The sequence below is a fragment of the Micromonospora sp. NPDC051196 genome, assembly GCF_040682415.1.
GTDB lineage: Bacteria > Actinomycetota > Actinomycetes > Mycobacteriales > Micromonosporaceae > Micromonospora.
In genome coordinates, this window is the sequence record NZ_JBFBAY010000014.1 from 46608 (window position 1) to 63082 (window position 16475).

Consider the following 16475-nt stretch of genomic DNA (forward strand, 5'->3'; position numbering starts at 1 on the left):
GGCCCCTGCTCAGGGCAGGTGCTCGGGCAGGCGTAGCAGCGGGGCCCGGCCGGAGGCCTGCTCCACCGTGGGCAGGTTCTCCGGCGGCGGCGGAATCGGTACGGTCACCGGTTCGGCGCAGGTGACCCGGATCAGCTCGCCGTGGTGGCGTACCTCCATCACCGCGTCCTGCGCGGCGTGGTGCAGGGCGTACGTCGTCTCGTGGGGTCGTACGCTCACCCGCAGTCGCATCCCACACCACTGGAGCGAGAACGCGAACCGGCCGATCCGGCTGGGTAGCCGGGGGGCGAACGAGGGCACCCCGTCGTGGTCCCGCAGCCCACCGAAGCCGGCGACCAGCGCGATCCAGGAGCCGGCCAGCGAAGCCATGTGCACACCGTCGCGGGTGTTCTCGTTCAGGTCGTGCAGGTCCATCAGCGCCGCTTCGCGCAGATAGCTGTGCGCCAACTCCAGGTAGCCGACCTCCGCCGCCAGCACCGACTGGGTGCAGGCCGACAACGACGAGTCCCGGACGGTACGCCGTTCGTAGTAGAGGAAGTTGCGCAGCTTCTCGTCGGCGGTGAAGGCGTCACCCCGCCAGTGCATGGCCAGCACCAGGTCGGCCTGCTTGACCACCTGCTTGCGGTACAGGTCGAAGTACGGGTAGTGCAGCAGCAGCGGGTACTTGTCCTGGGGAGTGTGCGCGAAGTCCCACTCCTCCAACCGGGTGAAGCCCTCGACCTGCTGATGTACGTCGATTTCCTCGTCGTACGGAATGTGCATGGCCGCGGCGGCGTCCCGCCACGCGGCGGCCTCCTCGTCGGTGACCCCGAGGTGGTACGCCTCGTCGCGGTAGCGCATCGCCACCTCCGCAGCGGCACACAGGTTTCGCTGCGCCATCAGGTTGGTGTAGATGTTGTCGTTCTTGACGGCGGTGTACTCGTCGGGGCCGGTGACCCCGTCGATGTGGAACTGGCCGTTGCGGTCGTGGTGCCCGAGCGAACGCCACAGCCGGGCGGTCTCCACCAACAGGGTCAGCCCGATCTCGCGTTCCAACTGCCGATCGCCGCTGACCAGCACGTAGCGCCGAAGCGCGTCGGCGATGCCTGCCGCGATGTGGAACGCGGCGGTGCCCGCCGGCCAGTAGCCCGACGACTCCGGGCCCTCGATGGTCCGCCACGGGAAGGCCGCACCCGCCAGATTGAGCGTACGAGCCCGCTCGTGCGCCTGCTCCAACGTGGAGTACCGCCAGTACAGTGCGTCCCGCACGGCCGCCGGGTGGGTGTAGGTCAGCACCGGCAGCACGAACATCTCGGTGTCCCAGAACGCGTGCCCGTCGTACCCGGGGCCGGTGAGTCCCTTGGCCGCGATGGGCCGGCGTTCCGCGCGAGCCCCGGCCTGGAGCACGTGGAACAGTCCGAACCGGACGGCCTGCTGCACCTCCGGGTCACCGTCGACCTCCACGTCGGCGGCGTCCCAGAACTCGTCCAGATACTCCCGTTGTTCGCGGACCAACCCGTCCCAGCCGTCGAGTCGCGCGGCGGCCAGGGCGGCGCCGACCTGATCGCGTACGGCGGGAAGGGAGCGTCGGCTGGACCAGCCGTAGGTCAGGTACTTCACCACGCGCAGCGTCTGGCCCGGCTCCAGCACGCATCCGACGGTGGTCCGCACCCAGTCCTCGTACCCCTCGGACTCAAGGCTGGTCCGGGCCGGTGAGTCGATCTCATGCTCCATCGCCGCAGCGACCCGCAGGCCGGACACCCTCGTCCGGTGGATCAGCAGTCCGCCGTCGGAGGTGGTCAACTCCTCCTCCGCCTGCAACGGCGATTCCAGCACCGCGGCGACCCGAGGGTCGCGGCTCTGCGGCGGGAGGGTTTCGTTGGCCACCAACTCCGACTGGATGATCAGCCGCAGCGGCCGGTCGTCGGCGACTTCCACCTCGTAGCGGATGGCGGCCACCGAGCGCTGCCGGAACGAGACCAGTCGGGTGCTGTGCACCCGCACCTCCCGGCCGGCCGGCGAGCGCCAGTGCAGTGTCCGGTGCAGGGTGCCGGCGCGCAGGTCGAGGACCCGCTCGTGGGCAAGCAGCTCGCCGTAGCGCACGTCCAGCGGCTCGTCGTCGACCAGCAGCCGGATCAGCTTGCCGTTGGTCACGTTGACGATGGTCTGACCGGACTCGGGAAATCCGAATCCGGCCTCCGCGTACGGCAGGGGACGCAGCTCGTAGAACGAGTTGAGGTAGGTGCCGGGCAGCCCGTGCGGCTCACCTTCGTCCAGGTTGCCGCGCAGCCCCACATGCCCGTTGGACAGCGCGAAGACCGATTCGGACTGGGCCAGCACGTCCATGTCGAGCCGGGTTTCCCGAACGTGCCACGGCTCGACCGGGTACGCCCGCTCCCGGATCACTCGGGCCGTCCGGCTTCGAGCAGTTCGGCCAGGTCGGTGACGACCACGTCGGCACCGTGGGCGCGCAACTCGTCGGCCTGGCCGGCGCGATCGACCCCGACGACGTACCCGAAGCCGCCGGCCCGCCCGGCCTCGACGCCGGCGAGCGCGTCCTCGAAGACCGCGGCCTGTTCCGGCTCGACGCCGAGCCGCTTCGCTCCGGCGAGGAAGGTGTCCGGGTGCGGTTTGCCACGCAATCCCTCGGCCCGTGCGGTCAATCCGTCCACCCGTTCCTCCAACAGCGGTTCCAGCCCGGCGGCGGCGACCACCTCCCGGCCGTTGGCGCTGGCCGTGACGACCGCGCGGCGTAGCCCGGCCTCGGTCACCGCCTTCAGGTACGCCACCGAGCCCGGGTAGACGTCCACCCCGATGCTGCGGATCCGCTCCAACACCAGAGCGTTCTTCTGGTTACCGAGGCCGTGCACGGTCTGCGCGCCCGGCGGGTCCTCCGCCGTACCCTCCGGCAGCGTGATGTCGCGCGAGGCGAGGAAGTTGCGGATCCCGTCGAGGCGGGGACGCCCGTCGACGAAGCGGTGATAGTCCGGGCCCGGGTCGAACGGCCGGTACGCCGCACCGCCGGCGTCGGCGTGCCGACGCAGGAAGTCGTCGAACGTCTCGGTCCAGGCGGCATTGTGCACCCGGGCGGTCTGCGTGAGCACACCGTCCAGGTCGAAGAGACACGCGGTCACGTGATTCGGCAGGCCGAGCACCGCACCAATCTATCCACGGTCCCCGGCCGGCAAACGTACTTCGCCCAACCTGGCGCGCCGCCCGACGCCGCATCGACGATCAGTGCTGCTTGGCGTACGCCACGAAGGACCGCCAGGTGTCGGGGGTGAAGGTGAGCACCGACCCCTGCCGGTCCTTGCTGTCGCGTACGCCGACGACCCGCGCCAGGTTGTCGGCCACCTCCACACAGTCGCCCTGATTGCCACTGCTGCGGGTGCTCTTGCGCCAGATCGCGCCGGTCAGGTCCATGATTCCGCCACCTCCGAGATCAGCTTGAGGGTGGCCCCGTGGGGCAGCGCCTCGGCCCGGACAGACTCCCAGTTCTGTCGCAGGGAGTTTACGTCCACGGTGCGTTCCACAATGGTGCCTCGCAACTGGTTGTCCAGGTAGGCGATGTCTTCGCCCTCGGCCGGGGTGGCGATCACGAAGGCACCGTTGAGCCCCGGATAGGCCCCCACGTCCTTGGGCACCACGTGCAGGTGCACCCGAGGTCGACGGCCCACCTCCACCAGGTGCCGCAACTGCTCACGCATCACCTTCGGGCCACCGACCGGGCGGTCCAGCACGGTGTAGTCGAGCACCGCCACCAGCAGCGGCGGGTTGGGCCGGGCAAGCACCTTCTGCCGGTCGAGCCGGGCGGCCAACGGCTGCTCGATCTGCTCGCCGACGAGTTGGCTGGCCCCCTCGTAGAGCGCGCGGGCGTACCCCTCGGTCTGGAGCAGGCCGGGCACCACCAGCGGCTGGAAGCTGCACAGCGCGGTCGCCTCCTGCTCGATGGTCACCCACTCCCGGAACCACGGCATCAGGCTCTCCTTGAGGATCGCCTCGCGGATGCGCACCAGCAGCCCCTCGCCGGTCAGGGCATCGTCGCAGCGCTGGGTGAACTCCTCCCGGGGTGGCCGGCGGCACTGCTCCACCGAGGCCACCAGCGAGGCCGAGTAGTTGACCTGCTCGGCCAGGCTCTCCTGGGACAGGCCGGCTTTTGTCCGCAACCGGCGTAACTCTCCGGCGAACAACTCCAGCATGGGCATCCGGTCCATCTGCACACCTCTGCACGTCGAGGCCCGCCGGGTCGTACGGCCGGGCTGGTAGGGGACGGTCCACTTCCGTACGTAGCGACCGCTTCACCAGACTGTCACCAACGGATACCCCTGGCCGCGGCAACTCGCGGGGTTTCCCGGGGCCGCCCTCAATTCCCCCTGGGGGCGGCCCACCCAGTTCCCACGCCCGAGGAGGTCGACTGTGCCGAGTCAGTCAGGCGATCACGTGATCAGTCACCAGCTGCCCCAGCCGGTCGACGGTCCGGCGGCCGAGCGGCCCCGGGCGTACCCGTCGCACGAGAAGCCGCACACCCCGCTGCGCCCGATGTGGTGCTGCCGCGCCTGCGGGCATCCGTGGCCCTGTGCCACCGCCCGGCTGCTGCTCAAGTTCGAGTACCGCAGCAACGAGATCGGCCTGTCGATCTACCTGTCCGGGCTGTTCTACGAGGCGACCCGCGACCTCCTCCGACTCAACCCCGACGACGGTCCTACCCCACGCGAGCTGTTCACCCGCTTCGTCGCCTGGTCCCCCTACCGCCGCCCACTCATCGAGCCGTGTTAACAGGGGGCCCTTTCTCTACCGCAGGCGTTAATAAGGTGCCCTTCCTTACCGCCCCTCAGCGCCAGCCGACGTCGATGCGGTCGCCGCGCTCGTCGAAGAAGTGCAGGGCGTCCATGCGTACCTTGATGGCCAGCGGGTGACCGGCGGAGACGGCGGGGTACGGCGCGAGCCGCACCGCCAGTTCGGCCGGGCGGCGGTGGTGCCGGCCGGGGTCGGCCAGGACGCTGGCCTGGCTGCCGTTCGGGTTCGCTTCCGGCACGGCGGCCCGGCCGGTGAAGCGTTGCATCACCTGACCGAAGCGGCGTAGGCCACGCTGGCCGAGCGGGGTGTCGCTGTCCGGCGGCGCGCCGACCTCGTCGACCACGATCGCGGTCGCCCCGATGTCGAGGAAGGCCAGCGACTCGTGCCCGTGGTGTTCCAGGTAGCGGATCCGGCCCTGGAGCACGTCGCCCGGTGAGTCCGGGGCGACCGGGGTGAGCGCTTCGGCCCGCATCCCGACCACGATCCGCTCACCGTGGTAGTGCGCCACCGCGCGGCTGCGGATGTCGTCCCATGGCAGGTAGAGCGCCTGATCGCCGAGGGTGAGGGTGACGTACCGGTCAAGGTGGACGTAGACCGACGCCTCCAGCAGGTTCATCCGAGGGCTGCCCAGGAATGCGGCGACGTAGAGGGTCGCCGGGCGGCCGTACACCTGGGTCGGGGTGCCCACGTCCTGAAGGACGCCCTTGCGCATGATGGCGACCCGGTCGGCCATGGTCAGCGCCTCGGCCTGGTCGTGCGTGACGTAGATGGTGGTGACCCCCAGCTCACGGGTCAGGCCGGAGATCTCCGCCCGCAACTCCGCCCGCAGACCGCTGTCGAGGTTGGACAGCGGCTCGTCCATCAGGAACAGACCCGGACGGCGGACGATGGCCCGCCCCATCGCGACCCGCTGCCGCTGCCCGCCAGAGAGCTGGCTCGGGCGGCGTGCCAGCACGTCACCGATGCCGAGGGCGCTGGCCACGTCGGCGACCCGCTCACCACGCGGGGACGGCTCGACGCCGGCCAGCTTGAGCGGGAAGGCGATGTTGTCGCCGACGCTCATGTGCGGGTACAGCGCGAAGTCCTGGAAGACCATGGCGATCTTCCGCTCCCGGGGTGGCAGGTCGTTGGCCACCTCTCCGTTGAGCATCACCGCGCCCGAGGTCGGCTCCTCCAGCCCGGCCACCATGCGCAGCACCGTCGACTTGCCACAGCCGGAGGGCCCGAGCAGCACCATGAACTCGCCGTCGTTGACGTCGAGATTGATGCTGTCCACCGCGACTGTGCCGTCTCGGAAGACCTTCGTGACATCCTTGAGCGCGACGGTGCTCACCCGTCTTCCTCCCCCACCTCGTCTGCCGAACCCGGCAATGACTGTGACCAGGGTCATGCCGGTCGCACATCGGGTAAACGTGTCATGTTCGGGTCGTGACAGACCTATTACGTTCCATCGAGTAGCGGCAATCGACTGAAATTTCCAACTCAGCCGGCGGTGTCACCGAGGAAGACCTGGCGAACGACCCGCTGCGCGGCCTGCCCGTCCTCCAGCGCGCAGAACCGCTCCCGGAACCGCGTTCGCGCCTGGTCGGCCGCAATGGAGTCGAGCAGCCCGCCGCGCAACACATCCAACAACTCGGCGAAGGTACGCGCCACCGGGCCGGGAGGCTCGGCGACAAGGTCGAAGTAGACCCCACGGGTCAGCCGGTACGCGTCCCAGTCCGGCGCGTAGACGACGATCGGTCGGTCCAGCACCGCGTAGTCGAACATCGCCGACGAATAGTCGGTGATCAGCACGTCGGCCGCGAGATACAGATCCTCGACCCGGGGGTGGGAGCTGACGTCGACGATCCGACCCCGGCCGGTCGGTGGCCACGCCCGCCGATTGCGGTCGTGGAAATAGTGACTGCGCATCAGCAGCAGCCCCGACGGGCCGAGCGCGTCGAGAACCCGCTCCGGATCGAACGGCGGCCGGTAGCCGGGCAGGTGCTCCCGGTGCGTCGGCGCGTACAGCACGACCTGCTCGCCCAGGCCGGCGCCGACCTCGGCGCGCAGCCGCAACACCTCCTCGGCGGTCGCGGTGACCAACCGGTCGTTGCGCGGATAACCCACCTCCAAGGTGGCGTACGCGGCCGGATAGGCCCGCTCCCACATCTGGGTGGAGAAGCTGTTCGCGCTGATGCTGTAGTCCCAGCGGTCCACCCGGCGCAGCAGGCCGGCGAAGTCCATCCCGACCGCGCCCAACGGATAGCGCTGCTGGTCGAGCCCCATCACCTTGACCGGGGTGCCGTGGTGGGTCTGCACGTGTACCGCACCCGGGCGTTTGCGCACCGAATCCGGGAAGTTCACGTTGTTGATCAGCCACTTCGCGCGGGCTAGGACCCGGTGGTACGCGGGCGTGCCGGCCACCACGTACTCGACCCCCTCGGGCAGGGTGTGCACCCGGTCCCGGCGGACGATCCACACGCCCCGGATCTGTGGCGCCAACCGTCGGGCGGCCTCGTAGATCGCCGCCGGATTGCACGCGTAGCCGCGGTACCAGTAGGCCGCGTACACGGCGAGGTCGTCGTCCAACGGTCGGCGCAGTTCGGCGCGGTGGTAGCCGTACAGCGCGACGTCCCGCGCCGTCCGCAACGCGGCCCGGGCCGGCGGCACCACCCGGCGCTTGACCCGCCCGGCGGCCCGGCGGGCGTTCTCGCTCGTTCGGCTGGTGGCCCGCAACGCCGAGTACGTCCGCCACTGCCCGGCCGCCACCAGCCGATGCTTGAGCCCCTGCACCCCCGCCGGGATGCGGTGCCCGCCCGGCGGCCGGAGGCGGGCATGCTCGACGGCTACCCGGGCGAAGAAGGTCGGCCGCAGCTCCGGGGCGATTCGATCACCGTTGCCGAGCACCGTCAGGTAGTGCCACATCATCCGTTCGAAAAGCGCCGGCCGCAGCTCGTCGGTGCCGAGCCGGTCGGACTCCCGGAACACCCGGTGCCACTGCTCGAAGACCTCGAAGTGCCGCTCGCCCCGGGTCTTCGTGATCGCGCCCGCCCGCCGCTGCCGGTAGTTCACACAGACCGTGTCGAGTACGCCGATCCGGTCGGCGGCCAGCAGCACCGGATAGCTGAACGACACGTCCTCGTACCAGCCGGGGGCGAAGCGCAGCCCGACCTCGGCCAGGAACTGCCGGCGGACCAACCGGTTCCAGGCGGTGTGCAGCAGTTCCAGGGTCTCCGGCCGTTCCCGCAGCCGGAAGGTGACCGGCCCGGTCGGCTCCGGGAACACCTCGGCCATCGCGCTGCGGGTCACCGTGTCGTCCCAGTGCGCGCGGACGTGGTCGACCAGCAGTACGTCGGGCCGGGTGGTACGCAGCCGCTCGGCCACCTCGACCAGACAGTCCGGCACCAGCCAGTCGTCACCGTCGACGAACCAGACGTACTCGCCGACCGCCCGGTCCAGCCCGGCGTTGCGGGCCGGCCCGAGCCCCACGTTGCGTTCCAGCCGGACGGCCTGTACCCGGTCGTCACGGGCCGCGTACTCGTCGAGGATGTCGCCGCTGGCGTCGGGTGAGCAGTCGTCGACCCCGATCACCTCGATGTCGGCGACCGGCTGGGCGAGTATCGAATCCAGGCATTCCCGCAGGTAGCCCTGCACGCGGAAGGCCGGGACGACGAAGCTGATCAGCGTCATCGTCCCGGCCCCCGTCAGATTGTCGCGCTGCCCCCGACACCCGCCGACACCCGCGCCGGCTGGACGAACCAGGCCAGCACCACGCTGGCCGCGAAAAGCACCAACAGGTATATACCGAGTGTAGCCAGACCAATACTCGCAATTCCCGCAATCGCTGTCAGCCCCAGCAACACCGACCGCCCCTCCCAGCCGAGGGTCGCCGCGTGCAGCGGCGGCGCCGGTTGCCGCTTCTCCAGCCGAGCCACCAGGTCGTAGTGGTGCAGGGTGAGCACGAAGACGTACCCGAAGATCAGCCAGGCGGGTGCCCCACCGATCACCCCGACCGCGATGGCGAAGAGATACTCGGCGGCCCGCAGCGCAGCCGGCACCAGCCAGTCCAGCGGCCCGTTGTGCGCCGCCCCGGCACCGGCCGCACCGAGCAGCAGCACCAGCAACACCACCGGCACCGCCCAGCGCAACCACGCCACCTCGTCGCCCACCAGCAACGCGGCGAGCAGCAGGACCGCCGCGCCGAACGCGGCGACCACCGCGAGCACCAGCGGCCCCGGCCGACGCACCACCGGCGCCCGGGCGGCCAGGGGACCGTCGTCGCGGTGCAGGGTGGCGTCGAGCGTGTCCAGCACCGGCACCCACATCCAACGGGCCCGCAGCGTACGCAGCGCCCCGGTGTACGCGAACGCCAGCACACCCCAGGTCAGTACGGCCAGCAGCGCGACCCGCTGGTCGAACAGCGCCGCAGCCAACGCGATCAGTGCCCACCGCTCCCCGATCGGGAAGACCACCGTGCGCTTGAGCCAGTACGACAGCGAGCCGGTGTCGGCCTGCACCTTCGTGGACGCGGCGTTCAGCCGGTCACCGATGCCGCCACCCCCGCCGGTGCCGACGGACTTCGGGCGCCGGGCCGCCTCGTCGTGCAGTACGCCGTACCACGCGTCGGTCATGTGCCGGACGGTCTGCAACGTCATCGCGGCGATGGCCAGGGCCCAGCCGTACCGCACCCCGGCAGCCGTGGCACCCCACCCGAGCCCGGCATAGACCAGGTACTCCTTGGCCCGGTCGGCCATGGTGTCCAGCCAGCCGCCCCAGGCGCTGAAGTTGCGGGTGTACCGGGCCAGTTGACCGTCCACGCAGTCCAGCATGAACCCGAGGTAGAGCAGCACCCCGCCGGTGACCAGGGCGAGCCGGCCGCCGCTGGCGAACAACGCCGCCGCAGCCACCGCGAACGCCACCGACAGCATGGTCACCCCGGTCGGGCTCAACCCCAACCGGGCCGCCGCCTTGGTGACGTACGGGGACCAGGTGCTGACGAAGTAGGTGGTGAAGAAGTCGTCCTTCTCCTTCACCGACAGCCGCAACTCGGCCCGGTCCTCGTCCACCTGGGCAACCGCGGCCTCCGCCCCGGACAGCCCGCTCGCGTCGTCCACCCGGTGCGCCACCAGCAGGCGTACCCGTTGGGCGAAGACCAGCACACCCTGGGCGGTGAGCCCGGTGAAGACCTGGTCCACAGCGGGCCCCGGCGGCTCGGCACGCGGGCCGCCACCCTCCGGGTGACCGGCGGCCACGTCGGCCAGCCGGCCGGTCGCGGCGGCCCGAGCGGCGGCGACCAGCGCCGGGACGTCGCCCCGACCGACCCGCACCGCGCCCCCGAAGATGCCGGTGGCCTCGCCGTCCAGCCGCTGCGCGGGCCCCGCGTCGACCACCTGGCCGCGCTCCTCACGGACCGTCGTGCGCCCACCGGACGGCGGGTCGGTGAGCACCAACGCCACCGTCGGCCCGACCGGGCTGGTCAGCAGATGCCGCAGTACGGCGGTGTGCGCGACCAGGTCGGCGCCGCTGACCACCACCGGGCCCTCGGACCCGCCGGCAATGTCGGCCAACTCGTCCAGGCTGCCCGCGAACCGCACGTCGGTGACGCCGGCCGCACGCCACTGCGCGGCCAGCCGGTCGACCAGCGCCGTGTCGCTGCCGGTCAGCGTGCTGCCACCCGACAGCGCACCGGCCCCGGTCGGCGCGGACCCGCCGGCTCCCGTCGGCACGCCACGCCCTGTCGGCAGGCCCGCGGCCGGCGAGCCGGCGGCGAGCACGATCGCGAGCGTCACCGGGGAACCGCGTCGTGGTACGCGGCCAGCGCCTCGGCGATCGTGCCGTCGACGCTCAGCCGGCCCGCGTCGAGGAACAACCCTCGACGGCAGAACCGGGTCAGGTCCTTTTCGTTGTGTGACACCAGCACCAGAGTGCGCCCCTCCCCGAGCAGACGATCGATGGTCGTGTAGCACTTCGCGCGGAACTCGGCGTCCCCGACCGCCGTCACCTCGTCCATCAGCAGGATCGGGTGCGGCAGGTGGGAGATGATGGCGAAGCCCAGCCGGACCTTCATTCCGGACGAGTAGTGCCGTACCGAGGTGTCGATAGCCCGTTCCACCTGTTCACCGGCGAACGAGACGATCTCGTCGAAGTGTCGTTTCAGGTACCCGGACGACAGCCCGTGCAGCCCACCCACCAGGTGCAGGTTCTCCCGCCCGGTGAGGTCGTTGGAGAAGCCGGCCGAGAGTTCCAGCAGCGGCGCAACGTCGCCGCGCACCTTGATCCGCCCCTCGTCGGGGATCAACACCCCGGCGATCAGCCGCAGCAGGGTGCTCTTGCCGGTGCCGTTGCGGCCGATCACGCCGACGGTCTCGCCGGGCGCGATGGAGAAGGTCAGGTCGCGCAACGGCCAGAACCGGCCGTCGACCGCGCTGCGCCGCCCCCGATGGATGAGCAGTTCCCGCAGCCGCAACTGTCGGCGACGGTTGCGAACGAACCGGATGCCGAGACCCTCCGCCTCGATGATCGATTCGCTCATCAGAGTTCCTTGAGCACAGCGGGTTCGAGCCGACGGAACGACCACCAGCCCGCGACGAACAGCAGCAGGCTGATGCCGATGGTGGTGGCCAGCATGCGAGCCCCGGGAAACTCGTCCGGGTACCACACCGAGTGGTGCAGTTGGAAGATGCCGACCAGTGGGTTGAGTTCGTAGCCCAGTTTGAGCCAGCCCGGCAGGCCGGAATCACGGACCAGACTCAGCGGATAGATGATCGGCGTGGCGTAGAACAGCACCCGGATGACCAGCCGCATGAACCGCTCCACGTCGCGCATCAGCACGTTCCACGCGGACAGCAGCAGCGCCACCCCGATCAGCAGGGTGGCCTGCACCAGTACGGCCAGGGGCAGGGCCAGCAGCGACCAGCCCGGTTCGATCTTTCCGTCGGCGGCATACCAGATCGCGATGCCGGCCAGGATCGGCAGGCCGGCGGCGTACTCGGCGAACCGCCCGACCACCCGGCCGATCGGAAACACCTGCCGGGGCACGTTCATCGTGGTGATCAGCCGGGACTGGCCGGTCAACGCGTTGGTCGCCTCGCTCAGCGCCGAACTGGTCCACATCCAGGCGAAGATCCCGGTGATCAGGAACAGCGGGTACGACCCGGCGGCCTCGCCGAGGTGTCGGTTGGTGTCCCGGGAATACAGCACGCCGAAGACGAACCAGTAGATCGCGCCCATCCCCAGCGGCTCGATCAGGGACCAGAAGTAGCCCAGCACCGACTGCTGATACTTGACCGCGAGATCACGCCGGACCAGGATGCGCAGCGAGTTGCGGTGCGACCACAACGCCCCCACGCCAGAGGTCACCGTCGTTCTCCCGCCTACTGAACGGACGACAGGTTAGCAGTCGGTGAACTTCGTCCGTTCAGCACTCGATCACGTTGACCGCGAGACCGCCGCGCGCCGTCTCCTTGTACTTGACCTTCATGTCGGCGCCGGTCTCCCGCATGGTCTTGATGACCTTGTCGAGCGATACGGCGTGCACCCCGTCACCGCGCAGGGCCAGCCGGGCGGCGGTGATCGCCTTGATGCTAGCCACCGCATTACGTTCGATGCACGGTATCTGCACCAGGCCGCCCACCGGGTCGCAGGTCAACCCGAGATTGTGCTCCATGCCGATCTCCGCGGCGTTCTCCACCTGCGCCGGCGTGCCGCCCAACGCCTCGGCCAACCCGGCAGCGGCCATCGAGCAGGCCGAGCCGACCTCACCCTGGCAACCCACCTCCGCACCGGAGATCGAGGCATTCTCCTTGAACAACACCCCGATCGCACCGGCCGCGAGCAGGAACCGCACCACCCCGTCGGCGCCGGCACCCGGCACGAACCGCGTGTAGTAGTGCAGCACCGCGGGAATGATCCCGGCCGCACCGTTGGTCGGCGCGGTCACCACCCGCCCGCCGGCCGCGTTCTCCTCGTTGACCGCCAGGGCGAACAGGGTCACCCAGTCCATCACGTACAGCGGATCATGAACCGCCCCCGACCCGCCGCCACCCGACACCGCGGGCCCACCCGGCGCGGAGCCACCCGAGGCGATCGGGACCCCCGGCATGTCGGCGCCACCCGAGACCGCTTGCCCACCGGGCGCGGCGACGCCACCCGAGGCGGCCGGTCGCCCCGGTGCGACGGCGGCGTCGGCTTCGAGGCTGCGACGTAGCTCGGCAGCGCGGCGGCGGACCTTCAACCCGCCCGGCAGCGTGCCGTCGCGGGTGCAGCCGCGCTCGACACATTCCTGCATCACCCGCCAGATGTTCAGCAGCCCGGCCCGGACATCGTCCTCGCTCCGCCAGGACAGCTCGTTGGCGAGCATCACCTCGCTGATGGACAGCCCGGTCGAGGCGGTCACGTCGAGCAGTTGCGCTCCGGTGACGAAGGGATGGCGGACCCGGGTGCTGTCCGGCTTGATCCGATCGGCACCGGCCGCCGCCTCGTCGACCACGAACCCACCGCCGACCGAGTAGTAGGTGCGCGTCCTGACCTCGGCCCCACTCCCGTCGTACGCCGAGAAGATCATCCCGTTCGGGTGGTACGGCAGTGACCGGCGACGGTGCAGCAGAAGATCCCGATCCGGGTCGAAGTCGATCTCGTGCGTCCCGAACAGGGCCAGCCGCCGCCGCGTCCGGATCTCCGTGACCCGCGCGTCGACAGTGTCGGTGTCCACCGTCTCCGGGACCTCTCCGGCCAGGCCGAGCAGCACCGCACGATCGCTACCGTGCCCGTGCCCGGTGGCGCCGAGCGACCCGAACAGCTCGGCCCGCACCCGGCTCACCCCGCTGAGCAGACCATCGGCCTTGAGCCCGGAGACAAACGTACGCGCCGCCCGCATCGGCCCCACGGTATGTGAGCTGGACGGCCCGATACCAACGCTGAACAGGTCGAACACACTGATCATGACTGCACCTTCTCGCCCTGCGCCGGGGTTGCCGGTCAGCAGACGATCCAATCGAGGCCGCCCTCATCACGGCCCGACCATCAGGCACCCCGTTCCACGCAGGCCCAACCGCCGAGCCTACCCCCACCCACCCCACCCCACTTTCCCCATCGATCATGCAGTTTCGGTCGCCGATTTGACCTTTAAACCCCATATACACCGACCAAAACTCCATGATCGACGGGGTGAAGGGCGGGAGGGGTGGGGGTGAGGGGGCGCGGGTATGTACCTACGGGTGGGCGGGGCGGGGTTCGTTCTTGGGACGGAGGGCGAGGGCGGATCGCGTACCTAGCGTTGTTTGCAGGAGCGGCGGAACGCCGCAGAGGGGAAGTAGCACGATGAGTCGCAAGCTTGTTCGTCCCCGGCAGGGGCGCATGTTCGCCGGTGTCTGCGCCGGTCTGGCCCAGCGTTTCGGCACGTCGGCCGGGTTCGTCCGGCTGCTCTTCCTGCTGTCGCTGCTGCTACCCGGCACCCAGGTGATCATCTACCTGGCACTGTGGATCATCATGCCCAACGAGGACCGCTACCTGGTCACCAGCCGCTGACCCACGCGGCCACCCACCTACGTCATCGGCAGAGTTCCCTGCCGCTGAGCGCCAGGCAACTTCGGGGAAAGTGCCGCCGACCGGCTACCGGAGGCAGCAATTTCCCCGAAGTTGCACCACCGAACGGGGTGGGGTGGGGGTCGGCCGGATCAGGGGGCCACGTAGGTGACGGTGACCTGCTCGAAGCCAAGGGAGGCGAGCAGACCCACCAGCATCTTGCGGGTGTTCTCCTCCGCCCGGGCGGCCAACCCGCTGTCCCGTGCCGCAGCGGTGATCCGGTCCTCGGCCAGCCGGTAGACCTGCTGCTGCCGGTTCGGGTCACCGCCGATCAGATCGCCGACCCGGTTGAGCAGACCGCGCTCCTCCGCGAAGACGTAGCTCTTGTCCAGATCGAGATTGGTTTCGGCGAGCTGCGGCGCCGGCAACTTGACCTCGACGGACTTGCCGTCGGCCGATTGCACGATCGCCCCCTCGGTGAGGGTGCCGAAGTCGACGTACGCCTCGACGCTGCCCGATCCGACGAACAGCGTGCGCTGGTTGAGCAGCCAGTCCGGCACGTTGCGGCGGTCGTTCTGAAGGTCGACGACGACCTGGAAGTTGCCCTCGGCAGCAACGTATCGGCTGAGATCCTGCATCGACTCCAGCAGCGCCGGCTGGCTGCGGTCGGTCTGCTCCTTGCTGAACGGATTGCGGAACTCCGGCAGGATCCCGGTGGTCTGCACGCCGAGCAGCACCACCACGGCGAGCGCCGCCGCGCCGAGCACCCAGAGCAGAGCGCGTACGGCGCCGCTGCTCTGGGGTGGCGGGGGTGGGACGTCGGACCGTTCGTCCGTACGCAGGTCAGTGTCGGAAAACCTGCTGGTGGGCTCGTTGATGTCGCCGTCGCGTGCCATCGCCCTCACCGTCCTTGTCAGACGCGTTGTCTGTGATGACGGTAAGCCCCCCGTACGACAGCCGCTCGCCGAGTCACCCGATCGCGTATTTCAGCAGTTCAAACCGCATGTCGTCACCGAACCGGAGCGACACGCTCAGCGCCGCCCGGAGCGACGCACTCAGCGCCCGACGGAAGTCACTCGACCGCTTCGGCGAGTACGAACACCCGGGCGTGGATCTGGTTGCGCTGTTGCAACGCGGCGCGCAGCGCGCGGTGCAGCCCGTCCTCCAGGTAGAGGCCACCGTTCCACTGCACCACGTGCGGGAACAGGTCACCGTAGAAGGTCGAATCCTCCGCGAGGAGCTTGTCCAGCGCCAGCTCCCGCTTGGTGGTGATGAGCTGGTCGAGCCGCAGCGGGCGGGGTGGAATCTCCGCCCACTGCTTGAGTGTCAGGTTGTGTTCCGGGTAGGGACGCCCGTCCCGGACCGCTCTGAAGATCACGACGGCACGCTCCCCTCCCCCTGTCCGGGTCGTACCACGACGCCGACGTGGGTCGCGGCATGGCACCGCGACCCGCGGCACCGATGTCCGTGCCAGCGTAGCGGCACCCCGCACCCCACGTTCTGCTCCCTGGTGCCAGTTTCGCTACCGGTAGTCCGGTTCTCAACAGGACGAAACCGCCCGTTCGGGTCAGCTCCACCGCCCCCGCCGGACCACCTCATCCACCGGGCGACGCCCCCGGCGCAGTGAGGGTGACCGATGGTCGGGTGCTCGATAACCGATAGTGATGGCACCGATCGGGTGGTACGCCTCCGGCACACCGAACGCCTCCCGGTAGGAATCCAACCGCTGCGGCGGGATCCCGAAGAAGCAGGAGCCCAATCCCTCGTCGACTGCGGTCAGCATCATCAGCAGAGCGGCGAAACCGGTGTCGACGTACCAGTAGGGCACCGGCCAGCGATCCGTCGAACGGTCCGCCCAGCCCTTGTCCGGCTCCGCGTAGCGCTCCAGGTAGACCGAGCGGTTGGCGTGCGGCACCACGATCAGCGGAGCCCGACGCATTCCGGCCAGCCAGCGTCCCATGCCGCCGCCTTCCGGGGTACTGGCCGCCCAGAACCGCTCCCGGTCCGCCGGTTCCTCCAGCACCAGGAATCCCCAGCCCTGGGAGAACCCGGCCGAAGGGGCCCGCACCGCGTGGTCCAGCAACCGTTCCACCACCGCTGGCGGGACCGGGCGGTCCGGGTCGTAGTTGCGTACCATCCGGCGTCGCCGCACGACCTCCGCGAACTCCACCTGACTCTCCTCCAAGTTGGGCCGG

15 protein-coding genes and 1 pseudogene are annotated in these 16475 nt (G+C 69.9%); 2 read left to right on the forward strand and 14 right to left on the reverse strand.

The window, feature by feature from the left end:
- Nucleotides 1-9 precede the first annotated feature (9 nt).
- The 4 genes from AB0M35_RS23545 to AB0M35_RS23560 all read right to left on the reverse strand — a co-directional run bounded on the left by AB0M35_RS23545 (nucleotide 10) and on the right by AB0M35_RS23560 (nucleotide 4193).
- The gene (locus AB0M35_RS23545; protein WP_363747883.1) at nucleotides 10-2385 is read right to left on the reverse strand and encodes a glycosyl hydrolase family 65 protein; all 2376 of its coding nucleotides are present in this window, start codon (nucleotides 2383-2385) and stop codon (nucleotides 10-12) included.
- Nucleotides 2382-3134 carry a beta-phosphoglucomutase family hydrolase gene (locus AB0M35_RS23550; protein WP_363747885.1) on the reverse strand — a complete coding sequence of 251 codons (753 nt, stop codon included), beginning with the start codon at nucleotides 3132-3134 and terminating at the stop codon, nucleotides 2382-2384. The genes AB0M35_RS23545 and AB0M35_RS23550 overlap by 4 nt, the downstream gene beginning before the upstream one ends.
- A 79-nt stretch (nucleotides 3135-3213) precedes the next feature.
- On the reverse strand, nucleotides 3214-3402 hold the full coding sequence (locus AB0M35_RS23555; RefSeq protein ID WP_363747887.1) for a DUF397 domain-containing protein: 189 nt from the start codon (nucleotides 3400-3402) through the stop codon (nucleotides 3214-3216).
- Complete coding sequence (locus tag AB0M35_RS23560; protein WP_363747889.1) at nucleotides 3393-4193, reverse strand: helix-turn-helix transcriptional regulator; 801 nt, start codon at nucleotides 4191-4193, stop codon at nucleotides 3393-3395. Before AB0M35_RS23560 ends, AB0M35_RS23555 begins: the two co-directional genes overlap by 10 nt.
- 226 nt (nucleotides 4194-4419) lie before the next feature.
- Between AB0M35_RS23560 and AB0M35_RS23565 the strand changes: the two genes are divergently transcribed.
- Entirely contained in the window at nucleotides 4420-4755 is a 336-nt protein-coding gene (locus tag AB0M35_RS23565; RefSeq protein ID WP_363747891.1) for a hypothetical protein, read from the forward strand.
- Nucleotides 4756-4810: 55 nt separating this feature from the next.
- On the opposite strand, the gene AB0M35_RS23570 is transcribed toward AB0M35_RS23565, so the two are convergent.
- The 7 genes and pseudogenes from AB0M35_RS23570 to AB0M35_RS23600 all read right to left on the reverse strand — a co-directional run.
- Nucleotides 4811-6109, reverse strand: coding sequence for an ABC transporter ATP-binding protein (locus AB0M35_RS23570; protein WP_363747893.1), 1299 nt, complete (start codon nucleotides 6107-6109; stop codon nucleotides 4811-4813).
- 149 nt (nucleotides 6110-6258) lie between these two features.
- Complete coding sequence (locus AB0M35_RS23575) at nucleotides 6259-8448, reverse strand: bifunctional glycosyltransferase family 2 protein/CDP-glycerol:glycerophosphate glycerophosphotransferase (protein ID WP_363747895.1); 2190 nt, start codon at nucleotides 8446-8448, stop codon at nucleotides 6259-6261.
- Between the two features lie 14 nt (nucleotides 8449-8462).
- Nucleotides 8463-10439 carry a DUF5941 domain-containing protein gene (locus AB0M35_RS23580; RefSeq protein WP_363747996.1) on the reverse strand — a complete coding sequence of 659 codons (1977 nt, stop codon included), beginning with the start codon at nucleotides 10437-10439 and terminating at the stop codon, nucleotides 8463-8465.
- A 104-nt stretch (nucleotides 10440-10543) separates the two neighbouring features.
- Nucleotides 10544-11290, reverse strand: a complete 747-nt coding sequence (locus AB0M35_RS23585) for an ABC transporter ATP-binding protein (RefSeq protein ID WP_363747897.1) — start codon at nucleotides 11288-11290, stop codon at nucleotides 10544-10546.
- Nucleotides 11290-12117 (reverse strand): ABC transporter permease, encoded by an 828-nt coding sequence (locus AB0M35_RS23590; RefSeq protein WP_363747899.1) that lies wholly within the window; start codon nucleotides 12115-12117, stop codon nucleotides 11290-11292. The genes AB0M35_RS23585 and AB0M35_RS23590 overlap by 1 nt, the downstream gene beginning before the upstream one ends.
- A 58-nt stretch (nucleotides 12118-12175) precedes the next feature.
- Complete coding sequence (locus tag AB0M35_RS23595; protein ID WP_363747997.1) at nucleotides 12176-13246, reverse strand: L-serine ammonia-lyase; 1071 nt, start codon at nucleotides 13244-13246, stop codon at nucleotides 12176-12178.
- Nucleotides 13244-13699: pseudogene (locus tag AB0M35_RS23600) on the reverse strand (serine dehydratase beta chain); the annotation flags it as partial. The pseudogene AB0M35_RS23600 and the gene AB0M35_RS23595, both read right to left, overlap by 3 nt.
- Before the next feature lie 377 nt (nucleotides 13700-14076).
- On the opposite strand from AB0M35_RS23600, the gene AB0M35_RS23605 reads away from it, so the two are divergent.
- Nucleotides 14077-14283, forward strand: a complete 207-nt coding sequence (locus tag AB0M35_RS23605) for a PspC domain-containing protein (RefSeq protein WP_363747901.1) — start codon at nucleotides 14077-14079, stop codon at nucleotides 14281-14283.
- 149 nt (nucleotides 14284-14432) lie between these two features.
- On the opposite strand, the gene AB0M35_RS23610 is transcribed toward AB0M35_RS23605, so the two are convergent.
- The 3 genes from AB0M35_RS23610 to AB0M35_RS23620 form a co-directional block, all read right to left on the reverse strand.
- Complete coding sequence (locus AB0M35_RS23610; protein WP_363747902.1) at nucleotides 14433-15176, reverse strand: DUF4230 domain-containing protein; 744 nt, start codon at nucleotides 15174-15176, stop codon at nucleotides 14433-14435.
- Between the two features lie 176 nt (nucleotides 15177-15352).
- Nucleotides 15353-15658, reverse strand: coding sequence for a type II toxin-antitoxin system VapB family antitoxin (locus AB0M35_RS23615; RefSeq protein ID WP_093404142.1), 306 nt, complete (start codon nucleotides 15656-15658; stop codon nucleotides 15353-15355).
- Nucleotides 15659-15847: 189 nt separating this feature from the next.
- Complete coding sequence (locus tag AB0M35_RS23620) at nucleotides 15848-16450, reverse strand: nitroreductase family protein (RefSeq protein WP_363747903.1); 603 nt, start codon at nucleotides 16448-16450, stop codon at nucleotides 15848-15850.
- Between the last annotated feature and the right edge of the window lie 25 nt (nucleotides 16451-16475).

Bases quoted from the DNA above. Each gene is read 5' to 3' on its own strand.
- AB0M35_RS23555 (WP_363747887.1), bottom strand. From the start codon at position 3,402: ATGGACCTGACCGGCGCGATCTGGCGCAAGAGCACCCGCAGCAGTGGC.
- AB0M35_RS23560 (WP_363747889.1), bottom strand. From the start codon at position 4,193: ATGGACCGGATGCCCATGCTGGAGTTGTTCGCCGGAGAGTTACGCCGG.
- AB0M35_RS23575 (WP_363747895.1), bottom strand. From the start codon at position 8,448: ATGACGCTGATCAGCTTCGTCGTCCCGGCCTTCCGCGTGCAGGGCTAC.
- AB0M35_RS23585 (WP_363747897.1), bottom strand. From the start codon at position 11,290: ATGAGCGAATCGATCATCGAGGCGGAGGGTCTCGGCATCCGGTTCGTT.
- AB0M35_RS23605 (WP_363747901.1), top strand. From the start codon at position 14,077: ATGAGTCGCAAGCTTGTTCGTCCCCGGCAGGGGCGCATGTTCGCCGGT.
- AB0M35_RS23610 (WP_363747902.1), bottom strand. From the start codon at position 15,176: ATGGCACGCGACGGCGACATCAACGAGCCCACCAGCAGGTTTTCCGAC.